14 protein-coding genes and 1 pseudogene are annotated in these 17,203 nt (G+C 70.8%); 5 read left to right on the top strand and 10 right to left on the bottom strand.

Annotation, left to right across the window (positions count from 1 at the left end; genetic code table 11):
- Nucleotides 1-94: 94 nt before the first annotated feature.
- Nucleotides 95-1,324, bottom strand: coding sequence for an Ig-like domain-containing protein (locus ACFU95_RS34000; RefSeq protein WP_383835771.1), 1,230 nt, complete (start codon nt 1,322-1,324; stop codon nt 95-97).
- Between the two features lie 134 nt (nt 1,325-1,458).
- Between ACFU95_RS34000 and ACFU95_RS33995 the strand changes: the two genes are divergently transcribed.
- Nucleotides 1,459-1,746 carry a DUF1905 domain-containing protein gene (locus ACFU95_RS33995; protein ID WP_383835768.1) on the top strand — a complete coding sequence of 96 codons (288 nt, stop codon included), beginning with the start codon at nt 1,459-1,461 and terminating at the stop codon, nt 1,744-1,746.
- A gap of 43 nt (nt 1,747-1,789) precedes the next feature.
- On the opposite strand, the gene ACFU95_RS33990 is transcribed toward ACFU95_RS33995, so the two are convergent.
- A complete protein-coding gene (locus tag ACFU95_RS33990; RefSeq protein ID WP_383835786.1) occupies nt 1,790-2,563 on the bottom strand; it encodes an IclR family transcriptional regulator in 774 nt (257 codons plus the stop codon).
- 60 nt (nt 2,564-2,623) lie between these two features.
- Nucleotides 2,624-3,049, bottom strand: a complete 426-nt coding sequence (locus tag ACFU95_RS33985) for a MarR family winged helix-turn-helix transcriptional regulator (protein WP_383835765.1) — start codon at nt 3,047-3,049, stop codon at nt 2,624-2,626.
- Nucleotides 3,050-3,257: 208 nt separating this feature from the next.
- Between ACFU95_RS33985 and ACFU95_RS33980 the strand changes: the two genes are divergently transcribed.
- The 4 genes from ACFU95_RS33980 to ACFU95_RS33965 are packed head-to-tail and all read left to right on the top strand — an operon-like array spanning nt 3,258 to nt 7,027.
- Nucleotides 3,258-4,175: an SDR family NAD(P)-dependent oxidoreductase gene (locus ACFU95_RS33980; RefSeq protein ID WP_383835762.1), complete on the top strand. Its 918-nt coding sequence runs from the start codon at nt 3,258-3,260 to the stop codon at nt 4,173-4,175.
- Nucleotides 4,175-5,050, top strand: a complete 876-nt coding sequence (locus ACFU95_RS33975; protein ID WP_383835759.1) for an amidohydrolase family protein — start codon at nt 4,175-4,177, stop codon at nt 5,048-5,050. Before ACFU95_RS33980 ends, ACFU95_RS33975 begins: the two co-directional genes overlap by 1 nt.
- Nucleotides 5,051-5,060: 10 nt before the next feature.
- On the top strand, nt 5,061-6,563 hold the full coding sequence (menE, locus tag ACFU95_RS33970) for an o-succinylbenzoate--CoA ligase (protein ID WP_383835756.1): 1,503 nt from the start codon (nt 5,061-5,063) through the stop codon (nt 6,561-6,563).
- An 8-nt stretch (nt 6,564-6,571) separates the two neighbouring features.
- Complete coding sequence (locus ACFU95_RS33965) at nt 6,572-7,027, top strand: MaoC family dehydratase (RefSeq protein ID WP_383835753.1); 456 nt, start codon at nt 6,572-6,574, stop codon at nt 7,025-7,027.
- On the opposite strand, the gene ACFU95_RS33960 is transcribed toward ACFU95_RS33965, so the two are convergent.
- The 7 genes and pseudogenes from ACFU95_RS33960 to ACFU95_RS33930 all read right to left on the bottom strand — a co-directional run bounded on the left by ACFU95_RS33960 (nt 7,018) and on the right by ACFU95_RS33930 (nt 17,146).
- Nucleotides 7,018-7,875 (bottom strand): hypothetical protein, encoded by an 858-nt coding sequence (locus ACFU95_RS33960; RefSeq protein ID WP_383835750.1) that lies wholly within the window; start codon nt 7,873-7,875, stop codon nt 7,018-7,020. The genes ACFU95_RS33965 and ACFU95_RS33960 overlap by 10 nt on opposite strands.
- On the bottom strand, nt 7,875-9,560 hold the full coding sequence (locus tag ACFU95_RS33955; protein WP_383835748.1) for a PHP domain-containing protein: 1,686 nt from the start codon (nt 9,558-9,560) through the stop codon (nt 7,875-7,877). The genes ACFU95_RS33960 and ACFU95_RS33955 overlap by 1 nt, the downstream gene beginning before the upstream one ends.
- Before the next feature lie 17 nt (nt 9,561-9,577).
- Complete coding sequence (locus ACFU95_RS33950) at nt 9,578-11,422, bottom strand: LamG-like jellyroll fold domain-containing protein (protein WP_383835745.1); 1,845 nt, start codon at nt 11,420-11,422, stop codon at nt 9,578-9,580.
- A gap of 83 nt (nt 11,423-11,505) precedes the next feature.
- Nucleotides 11,506-14,436, bottom strand: a complete 2,931-nt coding sequence (locus ACFU95_RS33945) for a glycoside hydrolase family 2 TIM barrel-domain containing protein (RefSeq protein WP_383835742.1) — start codon at nt 14,434-14,436, stop codon at nt 11,506-11,508.
- Nucleotides 14,433-15,313, bottom strand: a pseudogene (locus ACFU95_RS33940) (alkaline phosphatase family protein). Before ACFU95_RS33940 ends, ACFU95_RS33945 begins: the two are co-directional and overlap by 4 nt.
- Nucleotides 15,314-15,395: 82 nt before the next feature.
- The gene (locus ACFU95_RS33935) at nt 15,396-16,265 is read right to left on the bottom strand and encodes a carbohydrate ABC transporter permease (RefSeq protein ID WP_383835739.1); all 870 of its coding nucleotides are present in this window, start codon (nt 16,263-16,265) and stop codon (nt 15,396-15,398) included.
- Nucleotides 16,262-17,146 (bottom strand): carbohydrate ABC transporter permease, encoded by an 885-nt coding sequence (locus ACFU95_RS33930; RefSeq protein WP_383835736.1) that lies wholly within the window; start codon nt 17,144-17,146, stop codon nt 16,262-16,264. The genes ACFU95_RS33935 and ACFU95_RS33930 overlap by 4 nt, the downstream gene beginning before the upstream one ends.
- Nucleotides 17,147-17,203: the final 57 nt, after the last annotated feature.

Below are 17,203 nucleotides of genomic sequence, written 5' to 3'. Positions count from 1 at the left end.
GCTGATGATCGCTGCACGAGTCGCGTTCCCCACCACACAACCATGATCAACGATCAAGGACGCGACGTCTCACCGCTTACCGTGCACGAGCTCGTTAGAGCGCGCTGCCCGCCTTCCACGTCGCCCATGGCAGGTTCCAGCCGTTGAGCCCGTTGGCCGGATCGACGGTCTCCTCGCCCGAGTTCCTGACGACGACCACGTCCCCGAGCATCGAACTCTCGTAGAACCTGTAGCCGTCGACGGAGGCGTCGCTCGCGCCCTTCGCGTCATGCAGGCCGACACAGCCGTGGCTGGTGTTCTGGTTGCCGAACACCGAGGTGGACGCCCAGTAGTTGCCGTGGACGAAGGTGCCGGACGTGGTCAGCCGCTGGGCGTGCGGGACGTCGGAGATGTCGTACTCGTCTCCCAGCCCGACCGTCGAGGACTCCATCCGCGTCTGCTTGAACCGCTCGCTGATCACCATGATCCCGGACCAGGTGGCGTGGTCGGGGTCGCCACCGCTGACCGGGTAGTCGGCGATGGTCCCGCCGTCGCGGACGACCGTCATCCGCTTCGTGGCGAGATCGACCGTGCTGATCTGCTCGCGGCCGATGTGGAAGGTGACGTCCTTGGACTGCGTGCCGTAGATCCCCTCCGAGCCCTCGACGTCCTTCAGCCGGAGGCTGAGCGTGACGGTCGTCCCGGCGGCCCAGTACGTCTGCGGCCGAAAGTCCAGCCGGGTGTCGCCGAACCAGTGGCCGACGACCTCGACCGCGGGTTCGGCGGTCACCTTGATCGCCTGCTCGACGGCGGCCTTGTCGGCGACCGCGTGCGTGAAGCTGACCGACACGGGCATGCCGACGCCGGAGGTGGAGCCGGCCTCGGGGGTGAAGTAGCCGACGAAGGTCTCACTCGGCGACCGGGTGGTGAAGGAGGCCGTGATGTCGGCCGCCGCCGCCCCTTGCCCGGTCGTCGCCGTGACCGTGTACTCGGTGCCCGAGTAGGGGTTCCTCGCCGAGGTCCACCTGGTGCGGGCGTCGTTGAAGGCGCCCTCCAGGGTGGAACCGTCCTTCCCGGTGACCTTCACGGAGGCCAGGGTGCCGTCGGTGACGGCGACCTCCACGGGGCTGGTGAAGTCGGCCTTCGTGGTGCCGTCGGCGGGGGTGAGCGTGATGGTCGGCCGGTGCGCGGACGCTGTCGTCCGCGCCCCTTCCGAGGCGCCCGTCGAGCCACCGCACCCGGTGAGCACGGCGGTGGGCACGACCCCGAGTGCGGCGAGCACCCCGCGCCGGGACCACCTCTGCGGCGGCTGTTCGGACGGGTTCGATATGTGCGGGACAGCCACGGCGTGCCTTCCGGAGATCTCTGCTGCGGTACGCCTGCATCGTGCGGCTTTTTCCTGGGTTGTTCCTTTGAATACGGACACCGCGGCCTGAGATCCTGGTGAGGACACCGGGAGAGAGAAGAGGCCCTGCGCGTATGGAACTCGCCTTCACCGGCCGGGTGATCGAATGGCGCGGACCGGCGCCGTACTACTTCGTCGGCGTGCCCGACCAGGAGTCCGCCGACATCCGGGAGGTGGCCGCGATGGCCACGTACGGCTGGGGCGTGATCCCGGTCGAGGCGAGGATCGGCGAAGTCGCCTTCGAGACCTCGCTCTTCCCCAAGGACGGCGGCTATCTGCTGCCGCTCAAGAAGGCGGTGCGGACGCCGCAGGGGCTCGGGTCCGGTGACGAGGTGGCCGTGGAGATGACCGTGCGGCTGTAGCGCCGGCCGGGCGGACGGGGCGGATCGACGTCGTACGGCGCCCCTACGCCCCCTTCTCCGGCTGCCACCCCAGACCCCGCGAGATCCCGCGCGCCGCGAGCCGCACGGCGGGCACCAGCACCGGGACCTGCGCGTCGGCCTGCGGCACGACCACGGACACGGCGGCGACGACCGACCCGCCCGGACCGCGCACCGGGGCGGCCACCGACAGCGCGTCGTCCGTGACCTGGCGGCTGCTCACCGCCACCCCCGCACGGCGCACGTCGGCCAGCATGCGGCGCAGCCGGGCCGGTTCGGTGACGGTGTACGGCGTGAAGGAGGCGAGCGGCCCGGCGCAGTACTCCTCCTGGAAGTCGGGGTCGCCGTGCGCGAGCAGCGCGAGCCCGACGCCGGTGGCGTGCAGTGGCCAGCGCGCCCCGACCCGGATGTGCACGCCGACCGCGGAGCGTCCCGAAAGCCACTCGATGTAGACGACCTCGGCCCCGTCCCGGACCGCCAGCTGCACGTTCTCGTGCGTCGCCTCGTACAGGTCCTCCAGATACGGCAGCGCGATCTGCCGCAGCGCCGGCCCGCGCGGCGCCAGTGCGGAGAGCTCCCACAGCCGCAGCCCGACGTGGTAGCGGCCGGCGTCGTCCCGCTCCAGGGCGCCCCACTCGGCGAGTGCGGTCACGAGGCGGTGCGCGGTGCTCAGGCTCAGCCCGGCCCGTCGGCTGATGTCCGTCAGGGACAGTGCCGGATGTTCGAGATCGAAGGCCCCGAGCACGGACAGCAGCCGGTCGGGCGCGGAACGCGTCCCCTTGGCCGGCGCGGGCGGCATGGAGGGCACGGACGGTACGGAAGGCACGGCGTCGGAGGTCATGGACACCTCATCATCGCGTCACCCCAGCTCGGACTCGGTGACGCGCTGGAGCAGTGCGTGGAGCTGCTCGCGCTCGGCGGGGTCGAGGGGCTGGAGCAGCTCGTTGGTGACCCGCTGCCCGGCCTCGTCGGTGTCCCGCAGGAAGACCCGGCCGCCCTCGGTCAGGACGATGATCCGGCTGCGGCGGTCGTCGGGGGAGGGGCGCCGCTCGGCGAAGCCCAGCTTCTCCAGGTCGTCGACCAGGCCGACGATCGCGCTCGGGTCGTAGCCGAGCGAGGCGCTCAGCTCGCGCTGGAGCGCGCCCGGGGACGTGGCGAGGAACCGCAGCACCGCGTAGTGGCGCAGGCGTACTCCCGACTCCTGGAGGAACGTGTTGAACAACTGACCCGAGCGCAGGCCCAGGCGGTACAGCAGGTATCCCGTGTCCGCGTGCAGTCCGCGCATCCACGGTTCGTTCGCGTCGATGGGTGCCGGGTTGGTGGCGTGCTGGCGGGCGATGGCGGACTCCCTGGTCTCGGCCCCTGGTGACGGGGGTTCCTCTGGTCGGATTCCAGCATGACGCACCCGAAGGTTGCCAACAACTATTGACGACAACAATTATTGCTCTTAACTTCGATCTCGTAGCCGCACCCCACGTCGAAGGGACCCTCCCGTGCCCAGCATCGATCTCACCGGCAAGGCCGCCGTCGTCACCGGCAGCGGCCGGGGCCTCGGCCTCGCCTACGCCCATGCCCTGGCCGCCCACGGAGCCTCCGTGGTCGTCAACGACGTGGACGAGGCCGTGGCCGAGGCGGCCGTGAAGTCCATCACCGAGGCCGGCGGCACCGCCGTCGCCGAGGTCGTCCCCGTCGGCACCACCGAGGCCGCCGAGCGGCTGGTGAACCGCGCGGTCGAGGAGTTCGGGCGGCTCGACATCCTGGTGACGAACGCGGGCATCCTGCGCGACAAGGTCCTGTGGAAGATGACCGACGACGATTTCGACGCGGTGATCACCACCCACCTCAAGGGCACCTTCACCTGCGCCCGCGCCGCCGCCGTCCGGATGCGTGAGCAGGGTGAGGGCGGCAGCCTGATCCTGGTCGGCTCCCCGGCCGGACAGCGCGGCAACTTCGGCCAGACGAACTACGCCGCCGCCAAGGCCGGCATCGCCGCCTTCGCCCGCACCTGGTCGATGGAGCTGGGCCGCGCGAACATCACCGTCAACGCGATCGTGCCGGTCGCCGCGACCGCCATGACCGAGACCATCCCCGCCTTCGCCCCGTACATCGCCGCGATGAAGAACGGCGAGCCGCTGCCCGACTTCCTGCGCAAGGGCGAGGGCTTCGGCACCCCCGAGGACTGCGCGGCCCTCGTCCCCTTCCTCGCCTCCGAGGCGGCCCGGGGCGTCACCGGCCAGGCCATCGGCGTCGGCGGCGACAAGGTGGCACTCTGGTCGCATCCGCAGGAGATCGCGGCGGTCTACGCCGACGGCGGCTGGACCCCCGACACCCTGGCCGACGTCTGGCCCACCTCGGTCGGCGCCGAACTCCAGTCGGTCGGCATCCCGGCGCCCAAGTTCCCGGAGGCGTGATGGACCTGGACGAGCTGGTCGCGATCGACGTCCACACCCACGCGGAGGTCTCCTCCCAGGGCCACGCCTCCCTGGACGACGACCTGCACGACGCCTCCTCGGCCTACTTCAAGGTCGAGGGCAAGCGGAAGCCGACCCTGGAGGAGACCGCCGCGTACTACCGCGAGCGGAAGATGGCCGCCGTGATCTTCACGGTCGACTCCGAGTCCGCGACCGGCACCCCGCCGGTCCCGAACGAGGAGGTCGCCGAGGCCGCGGCCGCCAACGCGGACGTCCTGATCCCCTTCGCCTCCATCGACCCCTTCCGGGGGAAGGCGGGCGTGAAGCAGGCACGTCGCCTGGTCGAGGAGTACGGGGTGCGGGGCTTCAAGTTCCACCCCAGCATCCAGGGCTTCTTCCCCAACGACCGCTCGGTGGCGTACGGCCTCTACGAGGTCATCGAGGAGACGGGCACCATCGCCCTGTTCCACACGGGACAGACGGGCATCGGCGCCGGCGTCCCGGGAGGCGGCGGCATCCGCCTGAAGTACTCGAACCCGCTCCACGTGGACGACGTGGCCGCCGACTTCCCGCATCTGAAGATCATCCTGGCGCACCCGTCCTTCCCCTGGCAGGACGAGGCGCTCGCCGTCGCCACGCACAAGCCGGGTGTGCACATCGACCTGTCCGGCTGGTCGCCGAAGTACTTCCCGCCGCAGCTGGTGCAGTACGCCAACACCCTGCTGAAGGACAAGGTCCTCTTCGGCTCCGACTTCCCCGTCCTCACCCCCGACCGCTGGCTCGCCGACTTCGCCAAGCTGTCGATCAAGGACGAGGTCAGGCCGAAGATCCTCAAGGAGAACGCCGCCCGGCTGCTCGGGCTGACGAAACCGTAAGGGGCGTGACATGCGCAACGAGGGACTGGGGTCGTGGCCCGCACGCCGGGCCCGCAAGACCCCGCACCGCACCGCCCTGATCCACGGCGGGACGTCCACCGACTACCGCACCCTGCACACCCGCACGACCCGCCTCGCCCACGCCCTGCGCGTCCGAGGCGTGCGCCGCGGCGACCGCATCGCCTACCTCGGCCCGAACCACCCCTCCTATGTGGAGACCCTGTTCGCGGCCGGCACACTCGGCGCGGTCTTCGTCCCGCTCAACACCCGTCTGGCCGGCCCCGAGATCGCCTACCAACTGGCCGACTCCGGCGCCAAGGCCCTCGTCTACGGCCCTTCACACGCCGGGCTCGTCGCCGGACTGCCGGGCAGCACCGACGTCCGCAGCTACGTCGAAGTGGGCGCCGAGTACGAGGAGGCGCTCGCCTCGGCCGCCGAGGAGCCCATCGACACGCCCGTCACCCCGGACGACACCTGCATCATCATGTACACCTCGGGGACGACCGGCCGCCCCAAGGGCGCGATGCTCACCCACGGCAACATCATCTGGAACGCGCTCAACGTCCTCGTCGACACCGATCTGATCGCCGACGAACGCGCCCTGGTCTCGGCCCCGTTGTTCCACACCGCGGGCCTGAACATGCTGACCCTCCCGGTCCTCCTCAAGGGCGGCACCTGTGTCCTGGTCGAGGCCTTCGACCCGGACGCCACCTTCGACCTGATCGAACGGCACCGGATCACCTTCATGTTCGGCGTGCCGACCATGTTCGACCAGATCGCCCGCCACCCCCGCTGGCCCGACGCCGACCTGTCGTCCCTGCGCATCCTGACGTGCGGCGGCTCCCCGGTCCCGAGCCCGCTCATCGCCGCCTACCAGGAACGCGGCCTGACGTTCCTTCAGGGCTACGGCATGACGGAGGCCGCGCCCGGCACCCTCTTCCTGGACGCCGAGCACGCGGTCGACAAGGCCGGCTCGGCGGGTGTGCCGCACTTCTTCAGCGACGTACGCGTCGTACGGCCGGACCTGGCGCCGGTCGACGTCGGCGAGACCGGCGAGGTCGTGGTCCGCGGCCCGCATGTCATGCCCGGCTACTGGGGGCTGCCCGAGGAGACGGCCGCGTCCTTCGCGGACGGCTGGTTCCGCAGCGGGGACGCGGCCCGCGTCGACGAGGACGGCTATGTCTTCATCGTCGACCGTATCAAGGACATGATCATCTCCGGCGGTGAGAACATCTACCCCGCCGAGATCGAGGACCTGCTCCTCGCCCACCCGGACATCGTCGAGTGCGCGGTCATCGGCGTGCCCGACGACAAGTGGGGCGAGGTGCCGCGCGCGGTCGTCGTCCCCCGCGAGGGAGCCGCCCCGGACCCCGACGAGATCCTCGCGTCCCTCGCCGGCCACCTCGCCAAATACAAGATTCCCAAATCGGTGGTCCTCGCGGAGGAACTCCCGCGCACCGCCTCGGGAAAGCTCCTCAAGTCCCGTGTCCGTACCCGGTACGGCAACAGTTAAGGAACCCCATGAGCATCACCGTGAACGGCCTCGACGAACTGAAGAAGCTGGCGGGCGCCGACCTCGGCACCAGCGAGTGGATCGAGATCACCCAGGACCGCGTCAACACGTTCGCCGACGCCACGGGCGACCACCAGTGGATCCACGTGGACCCGCAGAAGGCGGCCGAGGGGCCGTTCGGCGCCCCCATCGCCCACGGCTACCTCACCCTCTCCCTCTTCATCCCCCTGTTCACCGAGCTCCTCGACGTCCAGGGCGTCACCACGAAGGTCAACTACGGCCTCAACAAGGTGCGTTTCCCCTCGCCGGTGAAGGTCGGCTCCCGTATACGGCTGGTCGGAAAGCTGGCGGAGGTCGAGGAGGTGCCCGGCGGGGTGCAGATCACGGTCGACGGGACGATCGAGATCGAGGGCGGGGCGAAGCCGGCGGCGGTGCTGCAGAGCCTGTCGCGGTTCTACGCCTGATCCTGCTGGTACGAGTGCACGGCCGTGGCCGCCGCGCACACCCCGGGCGGGATCATCTGGGCGCGCAGGGTGCCGCTGTCCACGTCGTAGTCGACGCCCTCCGTCTCGAAGGTGCCGAAGCTGCCCGTGCACACGCTGCGTTGCGGCAGGGCGAAGAGGGTGCGCACCGTACCCGTCGTCGGCTGACCGTCCAGCTTGCGCGGCAGGTCGACCTGGAGGAGGGGCCGGATCTCCGGGAAGAGCGTGCCCGAGGCGTCGTTCGAGGCGCACACCAGGCGGGTGTCCGACACGAAGTCGCAGCCCTGGATGTCGCGGACGGGCTGGTCCAGGGTGATCTGCCAGGCCTCCTTCAGGTCTCCGCCGGCCTGCGGCGTGGACGGGTTCAACAGGGGTGCGGGAAACACCTGCAGTCTTCGCTGCTCGCCCCACTCGCCCGACACCAGCCACTGCCCGTCGGGCGAGACGGCGGCGAAGGAGTTGTTCAGCTTCTCGCCCGGGTTGAGCCGGTGGACGTACTCGTAGCGCTTTCCGGCCGGGGTCGTCACCGCGAACATCTTCGACGTCGCCGTGTCCGGCCCCTGGTAGGCGTCGAAGACGTGGCCCTGCGCGATGTCCGGGTCGCCGACGTGGTTCCAGCCCTTGATCCGCAGTCCCAGCGGGATGGAGGCGAGCCCGCGGTACAGCAGTGAGCCGTCCGCCCGGCTCGCCAGCCCCTGTCCGCCGCCGAGCGTGTCCGTGTACGCCGTGCCGGTCTCGGCCCAGTGCGGGGCACCGGCGGCGGACGCCGTCCCCGCACCGAGGGCGAGCGCGCTCGATAAGCAACCGATAGTGAGGAGGTGACGCTTCATCAGGCTCCTGCCACGTCGACGAATACCGGGTTCGAATAGAACCACGTATCCGCCCACGGGTCACCGTCTCCGGGCGCGTGCGGGATCGGCCCGTGCGGGTCGACCGACGCGCCGAGGTAGCCCGCGCCGTGGCGGTTGCCGTCGCTGCCGCGCAGCCGGACGTAGAAGGACTCGCTTCCGGCGGTCAGCGGGATGCGCAGGGTGTACGTCCCCTTGCGGCCGCTCACGTCCTTCGTCCGCACCACCTTGGTGTCGGGGGCCTGCCAGGTGTCCCGGTCGGTCACCGGGCCGCGCACCGCGCCCCGGATGACGTCGACGTGCGCCAACTCCGGCAGGATTCCCTGGGAGTTGGGCCGGGAAGCGGTCGTGACCGTCACGTTCAGCGTGAGCTTCTCGCCCTTGCGCACCCGCAGCCGGCCGCCCAGGGTGACGCCCCGGCCCTGGTCGCAGTCCCGCTTGAGGCGGACGTCGAGGCCGTCGAGCAGATGCCCGTGGTCGAGCCAGACCCGGCCCGCGCGCAGGCCCGCCATCACCGCGCGGTAGCCGTAGCGGGTCACGCCGACGTGGGTGCGGCTGAACTGGCCCGGCCAGAAGTCGCTGCCCGGCTGCGGCGTGGTGGTGTCGACCGGGTCGGGCAGCTTGCCCGTGTTGTCGAAGTTCTGGCCGGCCGGCCAGTCGCCGTTCTTCCAGGTGTCGAAGACGATGCGGTGCGCGTCGGAGTTGGTGGTGACCGAGAAGAGCCGGCCCTCGGCCAGCATCGAGTCCCACAGGCCGCCGACCGTCGCGGTCGCCCAGTCGAAGCCGCCGTACGTCAGGAACGCGTCCGCCGGGTAGCCCGCCCACGACTGCGCCGACGGCTTGTTCTCGTACTCGCCGCGGATCGAGGTCGCCCCGCGCCAGCCGGGGATGGCCGCGCCCTGGGCGCCGGGTGCGCCCTCCATGCCGACCATGATCTCGGGTGCCGCGTCGCGCCAGGCCCGCATCTCGTGCGGGGAGTCGATGCCGAGGCGCATCGGGTGGTTGGCGAGGACGAGGACGTCGTCCACGTAGCCCTCGCGGCGCTGCTCGGACAGCCACTTGAGGGCCTTGACCGCGTGCGCCTCGTTGCGGGCGGTGTCCGCGTCGGCCGCCCCGCCCTTGTCGTAGCCGAGCAGCTTGCCGTCGTAGGCGCTCTCGAACCGGGTGAGCAGGTCGACCTCGTGCGCGCCGGGCGCCGAGAAGACCGTGCAGTGCTCGGCGGCCGGGATGTACCACTCCAGGCCCTGGAAGATCAGCTGGCGCGGGTTCTCGGCACGGGCCCTGAGGATCTCCTCGTGCTCCAGCGCCGCCCCGTACCTGGCATGCCCGAAGTTGGAGTGCTCGGTGAACACCATCCAGTCCAGGCCGTACTTGGCGCTCGCGGTGGCCAGCTGGGAGAACGTGTACTTGGCGTCGTGGCTGTAGACGGAGTGGATGTGGTGGTCGCCCACCAGGTAGGCGAGGCGGGGGTCGTCGCCGCCCAGGCGCGGGCCGGCGGCGGCCGAGGCCGGTGCCGCCACGGCGGGCACGGCCGCGCCGCCCAGCGCGAAGGCGGCGCCGAACAGGCCCGCGCGGCGCAGGAGTCCGCGCCGGGAGACGCCCTGCGGGTCGAGGTCGGCGGGGGAGACGGACGGGTCGGCCCAGGTGGGCAGCTGCTGCTCGGTCATGGTGATCCCTGAAGGTGTCAGTGGTTCATGAAGGACTTGACGGGCAGCGCCCGTGCGACGATCCGGACGTCGCCGAGGCGGCCGTGCAGGATCTGGTCGATCTTGCCGCCGTACTCGTAGCCGCCGAGCAGCCACGGCAGCCCCACGGACGTGATGCCGGTCGAGCGTGCCTTCGGATTGCGGACCACCGGGCAGCCCTCCACGTACATCGTGGTGTGCTCGCCGTCGTTGACGACCGCCAGGTGCCACCAGGTCTCCAGCGGGGTCTCCTGGGCCCAGTTGGTGGCGATGCCCTCCTGGTTCAGCGGGCGCATCGCCCACTGCGGCTCCCGGTCGTTCGACAGGGACAGGGTGGCGATCGGCTCGTCCGGGTCGTCGGCGGTCTTGCCGGCGGCGCCGCCCGTGCCGGTCCGGCTCACCAGGCCGGACCAGGCGTGGTGGTCGGGGTCCCAGTCGGCGGGGAGACGGTAGAACGCCTCGATGGTGTAACCGTCGCGGAACGTCGCCGAGTTGAGCGGGGCCCCGTCGACCGTGCGCAGGTACACGCCCTTCAGCGGGGACTTGAAGCCCTGGAACTCCAGGCTGCCGTGGCCGGGCTGGTCGGGGTGGTGGTCCGCGGACCAGCCCAGCTCGCCGCCGCCCACCGTGACGAGCGAGAGGTCGTTGCCGCGCCCGGACAGGTCACGGATCGTGGTGCCCGCCACCGGCTTCTCGAAGCGCCAGTACGCCTCGGTGCCCGGGACCAGCAGCCGCGACGCGGGGCGCGCCGGGCGGGCGGGCACCGGGGCGAAGCCGGAGAAGCGGTCGGCGAAGTCGATCCCGACGCTGAACCGGTCGGCGTCACCACTGAGTTCGATCTCCTGCCGCTCCAGCTCGTTGAGGCCCTTGGCGGCCCGGCCGAGGATCCACGGGGAGACCGTCTCCACGTCGATGACGTTCCGGTCGAGGTCGAAGCGGTACAGGCGGATCATCGCCGCGCCGCCGAAGTAGCGGTTCTGATAGTTCGTCAGATGCAGGTGTACGTCGTTGCCGGCCGCGTTCTTGCGGGTGGCCCGGCCGGCGGGCCAGTAGTGCCCGTTGAGGGTGAGGAAGATCTGGTCGTGGTCGTCGATCAGCTGATCCCACAGCTGCTGCCCGTACGCCGACAGCGCGTCGTCCTCGACGACCAGCTCATGGGTGGTGAGGACGACCGGCGTCTTCGGGTGCCGGGTGAGGACGTCCCTGGCCCACGCGTAGCCCTTCGCCGACAGCCGCCAGTCCAGCGCCAGCACCATCCACTCGCGGCCGGCGGCCTTGAAGAGGTGGAAGCTGTTGTAGCCGTCCGGGGAGGCTCCCCCGAACGTCCTCTTCCCCTGGAAGCGCTTCGGCCCGAAGGCGTCCAGATACGGCGTCGCTCCGCGCTGGTCGTCCGTCGACGACTTCACGTCGTGGTTGCCGGCGAGGACGCTGTAGCCCACGCCCCGCCGGTCCAGGAGCCGGAACGCCTCGCTGATCGTGGCGACTTCGGGCTGGGAGCCGTTCTGGGTCAGGTCGCCGAGGTGCGACAGGAAGACGATGTTCTCCTTGCGGCCGTGCTCCAGCAGATAGCGCAGAGACGCCTCGACCGGCGCCTTGTCGATGCTCGGCCCGTCGAAGAGGTACTGGGTGTCCGGCATCACGGCGAGCGTGAAGCGACGGCTGCTCGAGTCGGGCCGCCAGTCGGGGGCCGCTGCCTCGCCGGGCGCGGCCTCGGCGACCGCCGGGACGGCGACCGAGGCCGTCGCGGCGGCACCGAGCAGCGCGGTGGCCCGGAGGAAACTGCGACGTCCGGCGCCGGCCTGCGCGGCCTCGCCGCCCGGGAGATGGTCATGCGAAGTACACACGTGTGCTCCGTGAAGGGTGACAGGGGAGAGGAGTCGTGGGGGGGGAGGAGGGAGGAGGTGGCGTGGGACGTGTGTGGGGGGAGTCAGAGAACGCGCAGGGTCCAGCTCCAACGGTGGATGCCGGGTGCGACGCGATACGAGGGGAAGGTGTCGGGGCCGCACGACGCCGTGCCGAGGCCGCGGTGCGCCGCGTCGATGTGCACCACGCAGCCGGGGCGCGGCACCAGTTCGTCGTGGTGCGAGGCGGCGGTCAGGTCCTCGGCGCGGTAGCGGGTGACGGAGACCTGGCGCGGCTCGTCCAGCGCCACCGTGAGACCGGTGGCGTCCGGCGCGGACAGGGTGAACCGCCGCACGCCGTGCCGGCCGCCGCTCTCCTGCGGGCGCAGGTAAGGGGTGAACAGCTCGTCCACGGGGACGGAGTGGTGGCCGACAGGAGCGCCCGCGCCGCGGTCGGGATACGACTCCCAGGGCCCCTGCCCGAACCAGTCCAGCAGGTCGAGCCCCGCGACCGTCTCGAAGACGGAGCCGACCCGGGCCACGTCGTGGAACTCCTCGGGCAGCTCGGCCTCCTCGTCGACCCGCACTCCGCCCTCGACCGGCGTGAGCACCTGCCGGTGCCGGACGACGCCGGTCGTGCCGGCGTACTCCGCGGTCACCGTCACCTGCCCGGCGTCCCGCCGTACGGACACCACCTTGCGGACCAGCGAGTCCAGCCCCCAGGTCCGCCAGCGCCCCGCGATGCCGCCCAGCTCGTCGTTGTCGGTGGGCGCCCGCCACAGTGACAGGGCAGGGGCGGCCGTGAGCAGCGGATGGACGAGGAGCCCCTCGTCGTCGACCACCACCGAACCCGCCGCGACGGGCGCCTGAGACGTGTCGGCCGCGCGCAGCGGCACCTGGGGCACGCACACCTCCGTGCCGCGCGGCGCCCACGGCAGGTCCAGCGCCGTCGTCACCCGCAGCGTCAGCCACGCCTCACCACCGTCCTCGGGCAGCGTGAACGGCAGCGGCACCGCCGTCGTCTCACCGGGGCTCAGCTCGGGCAGCTCGGCCGGCGCGGTCAGCGTGCGGCCGTCCGCCAGCGACAGCACCCACACGGCGGCCAGCCAGTCGAAGCCGCGGAAGTGCTGGTGGTTGGTCAGGACGACGCCCTCGTGCCGGAAGCACTCGATCCGCACCGGCGCCGCGATCTCCCGGTGCTCGTACATCGCCGGCTTGGGCGTGCGGTCGGGAAACACCACGCCGTCCGCGATGAACGCCCCGTCGTGGATCGTCTCGCCGAAGTCACCGCCGTACGCCCAGCGGTACCCGGGCGCGGCGACACCGTTGTCATAGAGCCCGGCGCCCCCACGCCCGGCCGGTCTTCCGTCGCTCACGCGTTGCAGGATCCCGTGGTCCCAGAACTCCCAGATGAACCCGCCCTGAAGACCTGGGGTGGCCTCGATGGCAGCCCAGTGGTCGGCCAGCGTGCCGTTGCTGTTGCCCATGGCGTGCGAGTACTCGCACTGGATGAGCGGCTTGGTCTGCTCACCGGAGAGCGCGTGGGCGACGCAGTCCTCCAGCGGCGCGTACATCGGACAGGCGATGTCGGAGGCGAGCTCGGGGTCCGCCCAGCCGAGCTTGGCCGCCCCCTCGTACTGGACCGGCCGTGTCGGGTCGTGCCGACGCACCCAGCCCGCCGCCGCGTCGTGGTTGGCCCCGTAGTCGGACTCGTTGCCCAACGACCAGATGATGACCGAGGGGTGGTTCTTGTCGCGCAGCACCATCCGTGAGACCCGGTCCACGAAGGCGCCCAGATAGCGCGGGTCGTCGGCGATCTCGTGGGCGTGGTCGTGGGACTCGATGTCCGCCTCGTCGACGACGTAGAACCCGAGCTCGTCGGCGAGGTCGTACAGCGCCGGGTCGTTCGGGTAGTGGGCGGTGCGGACGGCGTTGAAGCCGAACCGCTTGAGCAGGACCAGGTCCGCGCGCATGTCGTCGTACGACACCGTCCGGCCCGTCAGGGGATGGAAGTCGTGCCGGTTCACGCCCCGGATGAAGACCCGCTCGCCGTTGACGAGGAGGTCACGGCCGGCGATCTCGACGTCCCGGAAGCCGATCCGGTGGCGGGAGGTGTCGGCGACCGTGCCGTCCGCGCGGTGCAGCCGGACCGTCAGGCCGTACAGCTCGGGCGTCTCCGCGTTCCAGGTCCGCACCTCGGGCACGGCGGCCAGCAGCCGGGCCTCGCCGAGGAAGTCGGAGACCCGGTCGTCCGCGGCGTTCGCGCGGTCGAACTCCGCGTCCTGCGCGAGCGGGCGGCCGTCGAGGTCCCCGGTGAGGTACCACCCCTCGGGCAGCGCACCGCCCGTGTCCCGCACCCGGCAGTCGACCCGCAGATCGCCGCTGTACCGCGCCCGCACGGTCACGTCCGCGAGGTGCAGCGGATCCGTCGCGTACAGCAGCACCGAGCGGGTGATCCCGCCGTGCCACCACTGGTCCTGGTCCTCGATGTGCGAGGCGTCGGACCATTTGACGACGGTGAGCCGCACGGTCGCGGGCGAGCCGGGCCGGACCACCCCCGTCAGGTCGAACTCGGCGGCCAGGTGGGAGTCCTTGGAGATCCCCACCGGCCGCCCGTCCACCTGCACCAGCAGCACGCTCTCGGCGGCCCCGACCTGGAGCACGATCCGGCGGCCGGCCCAGTCGGCGGGGACGTCCACCTCACGCTCGTACACGCCCGTCGGGTTGGCGGCGGGCGAGTGGGGCGGGAACTCGGGGAACGGCATGCGGACGTTGGTGTACTGCGGCAGGTCGTCCGTGCCCTGCACGGTCCAGACGCCGGGGACGCGGGAGGAGGACCAGGGACCGCCGACCGGCGCGTCCGGAGCGGACAGCAACTGGAAGCGCCAGTCGCCGTCCAGGGGGAGTGCTCCGGAGCGCCGGTCGACGGCGTTCATGGGGAGTCGTCCCCAGGAGGTCACCTCGGGTGCCTCCCAGGGGCGCAGGGCGATCAGGGGATCGAGGGGTGCGTCGGTCATGACCAGTCCGAAGTCGGTGCGGTGGGCCGGGGCAGGGCGTGACCCACCAGGCCCCAGGCGGGGTCGACGGGGATGCCGAGACGGTCCAGGACGGTGGGAGCGATGTCGACGAGGCGGGGCGTGTCGAGCCGGGTGCCGCCGGGCCCGCCGGGCTCGGCGAGGATGACGAAGACCTCCCGCTCGGCACGCGTGTCGCCGCCGTGGCCGCCGGAGTCGAGGTGACCGTGATCCGTGGTGACCAGCACGGTCCAGTGCTCGGCGGCGCGCCCGGGGTCCGAGCGCCGGGCTTCGATCGCCTCCAGGAGCTGCCCGAGGTGGGCGTCCTGGGCACGCAGAGCGTCGTCGTAGGCGGGGGAGAGGGGGCCCGTGGCGTGGCCGGCCTCGTCGGTGGCGCCGAAGTACACGAACAGGGCGTCCGGTCGCCCCTGGTGAGCCAGCGTGTGACGGTGCGGGCGACGCGGCGGTCCGCGCCCTCGTAGCCGCGGAACTCGCCGTTGTAGCGCACACGCCGGCCGATGGCGCGGCCCAGCGTGCCGCGCCGGACCAGTTGGGGCCAGGACACCGCGGCCGCGGTGCGCAGGCCGAGCCGGGCCGTGGCGGCGCGCGTCAGGAAGTCGGGGTAGCGGGTGTAGTCGGCGCCGGTGAAGTCGTTGCCGGTCACCCCGTGCCGGTCGGGCCACACCCCCGTCAGCACGCTCGACCAGCCGGGGCCGGAGTCGGTGTAGGCCATGCTGGTGGACGGCCCGTTGTCGGCCTGGCCGTCCACCTCGCCGTAGGGCAGCAAGCTGGTGCCGTGGGCGCCCCTGGCCATCAGGCCGTGCAGCACGGGTGCCGTGGACGGCGAGCGGGTCAGCCGGTCGAAACGCAGCCCGTCCATGCCGACCACGAGCACCTTGCCGCGCCCCGGCCCTGCACCGTCGGCGATGTCCACCACTGTGCACCTCTCTCTCGACGCCGGTTCAGCTGCCCTGGACGGCGCCCTCGGTGGCGCCCGCGATGAACCCGCGGGCGAAGATCGTGAAGACCACGACCAGCGGGAGGGCCGCCATGAGCACACCGGCCATGACCATGCTGTAGTCGGTGTTGTGGCCGACGTTGAGCTGGGCCAGCTCCACCTGGAGCGTGACGTGGTCGGGGTTGGTGAGCACGATGAGCGGCCAGACGTAGTCGTTCCAGGCGCCGACGAAGGCGTAGATGGCGAGGAAGGACATCGCGGGCCTGATCATCGGCAGCGCCACGTTCCAGTACTGACGGAAGAACCCGGCGCCGTCGATGCGCGCCGCGTCCAGCAGTTCGTCGGGCACGCCGTTCTCGATGTACTGGCGCAGCCAGAAGATGCCGAAGGCGTTGGAGAGGGCGGGCCAGACCAGCGCCTTGAGCATGCCGACCCAGCCGACCTCGGACATCAGGATGAACTGCGGCAGGACGGCCAGCTGGAGCGGCAGCATCATGAACACCAGCAGCGTGCCGAAGAGCACCTTGCGCCCGGGGAAGTCGAACTTGGCGAAGGCGAAGGCCGCCAGGGAGTCGATGAACAGCACCAGGACCGTGGTGACGCACGCGACGACGACCGTGTTGAGCATCGACCCGAAGAAGTCGATCGTGTCGAGCACATGCCGGATGTTCTCCAGCAGATGCGACCCGAAGGTCAGCTTCGGCGGGCTCTTGTAGATGTCCTTGGTGGTGTTGGTCGCCATCACGATCGTCCACACGAACGGGAAGACCGAGATCAGGACAGCCACCATGAGCAGGATGTGCGCGGTCAGGCCCTTGGGACGGCGCAGCCGCTTCGCGCCGGTGGCCGGCCGCGGCGTGGCGGCTGTCGTCATGACTTCCTCCCTCGTTGCACGATGCGCCAGTTGACGACGACGAGCACGATGATCAGTACGAAGAAGGCCCACACGATGGCCGCGCCGTAGCCGTAGTCGTTGTCGAGGAAGGCCGACTGGTAGAAGTACAGCAGCGTGGTCAGGCCCGCCTGGCCGGGGCCGCCGAGGTTCTGGTTGGCGGCGTTGCTGGCGAAGAGCACCTGGGGTTCGCTGAAGCTCTGCAGACCGTTGATGGTCGAGATGACGACGGTGAACAGGATGATCGGCCGCATGATCGGGATGGTGATCTGGAAGAAGGTCCGCACCGGCCCGGCGCCGTCCATCTTGGCCGCCTCGTAGACCGATCGGGGGATGGCCTGGAGGCCGGCCAGATAGATGATCATGTTGTAGCCGGTCCACATCCAGGTCATCAGCAGCGCGATGACCACCTTGATCAGCCACGGATTGCTCAGCCACGCGACGGGCGCGATGCCGACCATGCCCAGGATCGCGTTGACGAGGCCGAAGTCGTTGCTGAACACCGCGCCGAAGAAGATCGCCACGGCGACGATCGACGTGACGTTCGGTACGTAGAGGGCGATGCGGTAGAAGCCCTTGAAGCGGCGCACCGAGTGCAGCAGCGTCGCCAGCACCAGGGCGCCGAACAGCGTGGGAACGGTGGACAGGACCCAGATCGCCAGGGTGTTGCGGATCGACAGCCAGAAGACCGGGTCGTTCCAGAGGAACTCGAACTGCTGCAGGCCCACGAACTGCTTGGTGCCCAGGCCGTCGTAGCGCTGGAAGGCCAGATACAGCGAGTAGAAGACGGGGACGAAGGAGAAGGCGGCGAAGATCAGGTAGAAGGGCGAGATCGCCAGGTACTGCCGCCAGTACGACAGCACCCCGCGACGCCTGGGCCGAGTGGCGCCCGCGGGCGGGGTGCGCCGCGGGCGGAAGCG

This window comes from Streptomyces sp. NPDC057623 (genome assembly GCF_042800355.1).
Lineage (GTDB): Bacteria > Actinomycetota > Actinomycetes > Streptomycetales > Streptomycetaceae > Streptomyces.
This window is presented reverse-complemented; position numbering and strand designations above follow the sequence as displayed.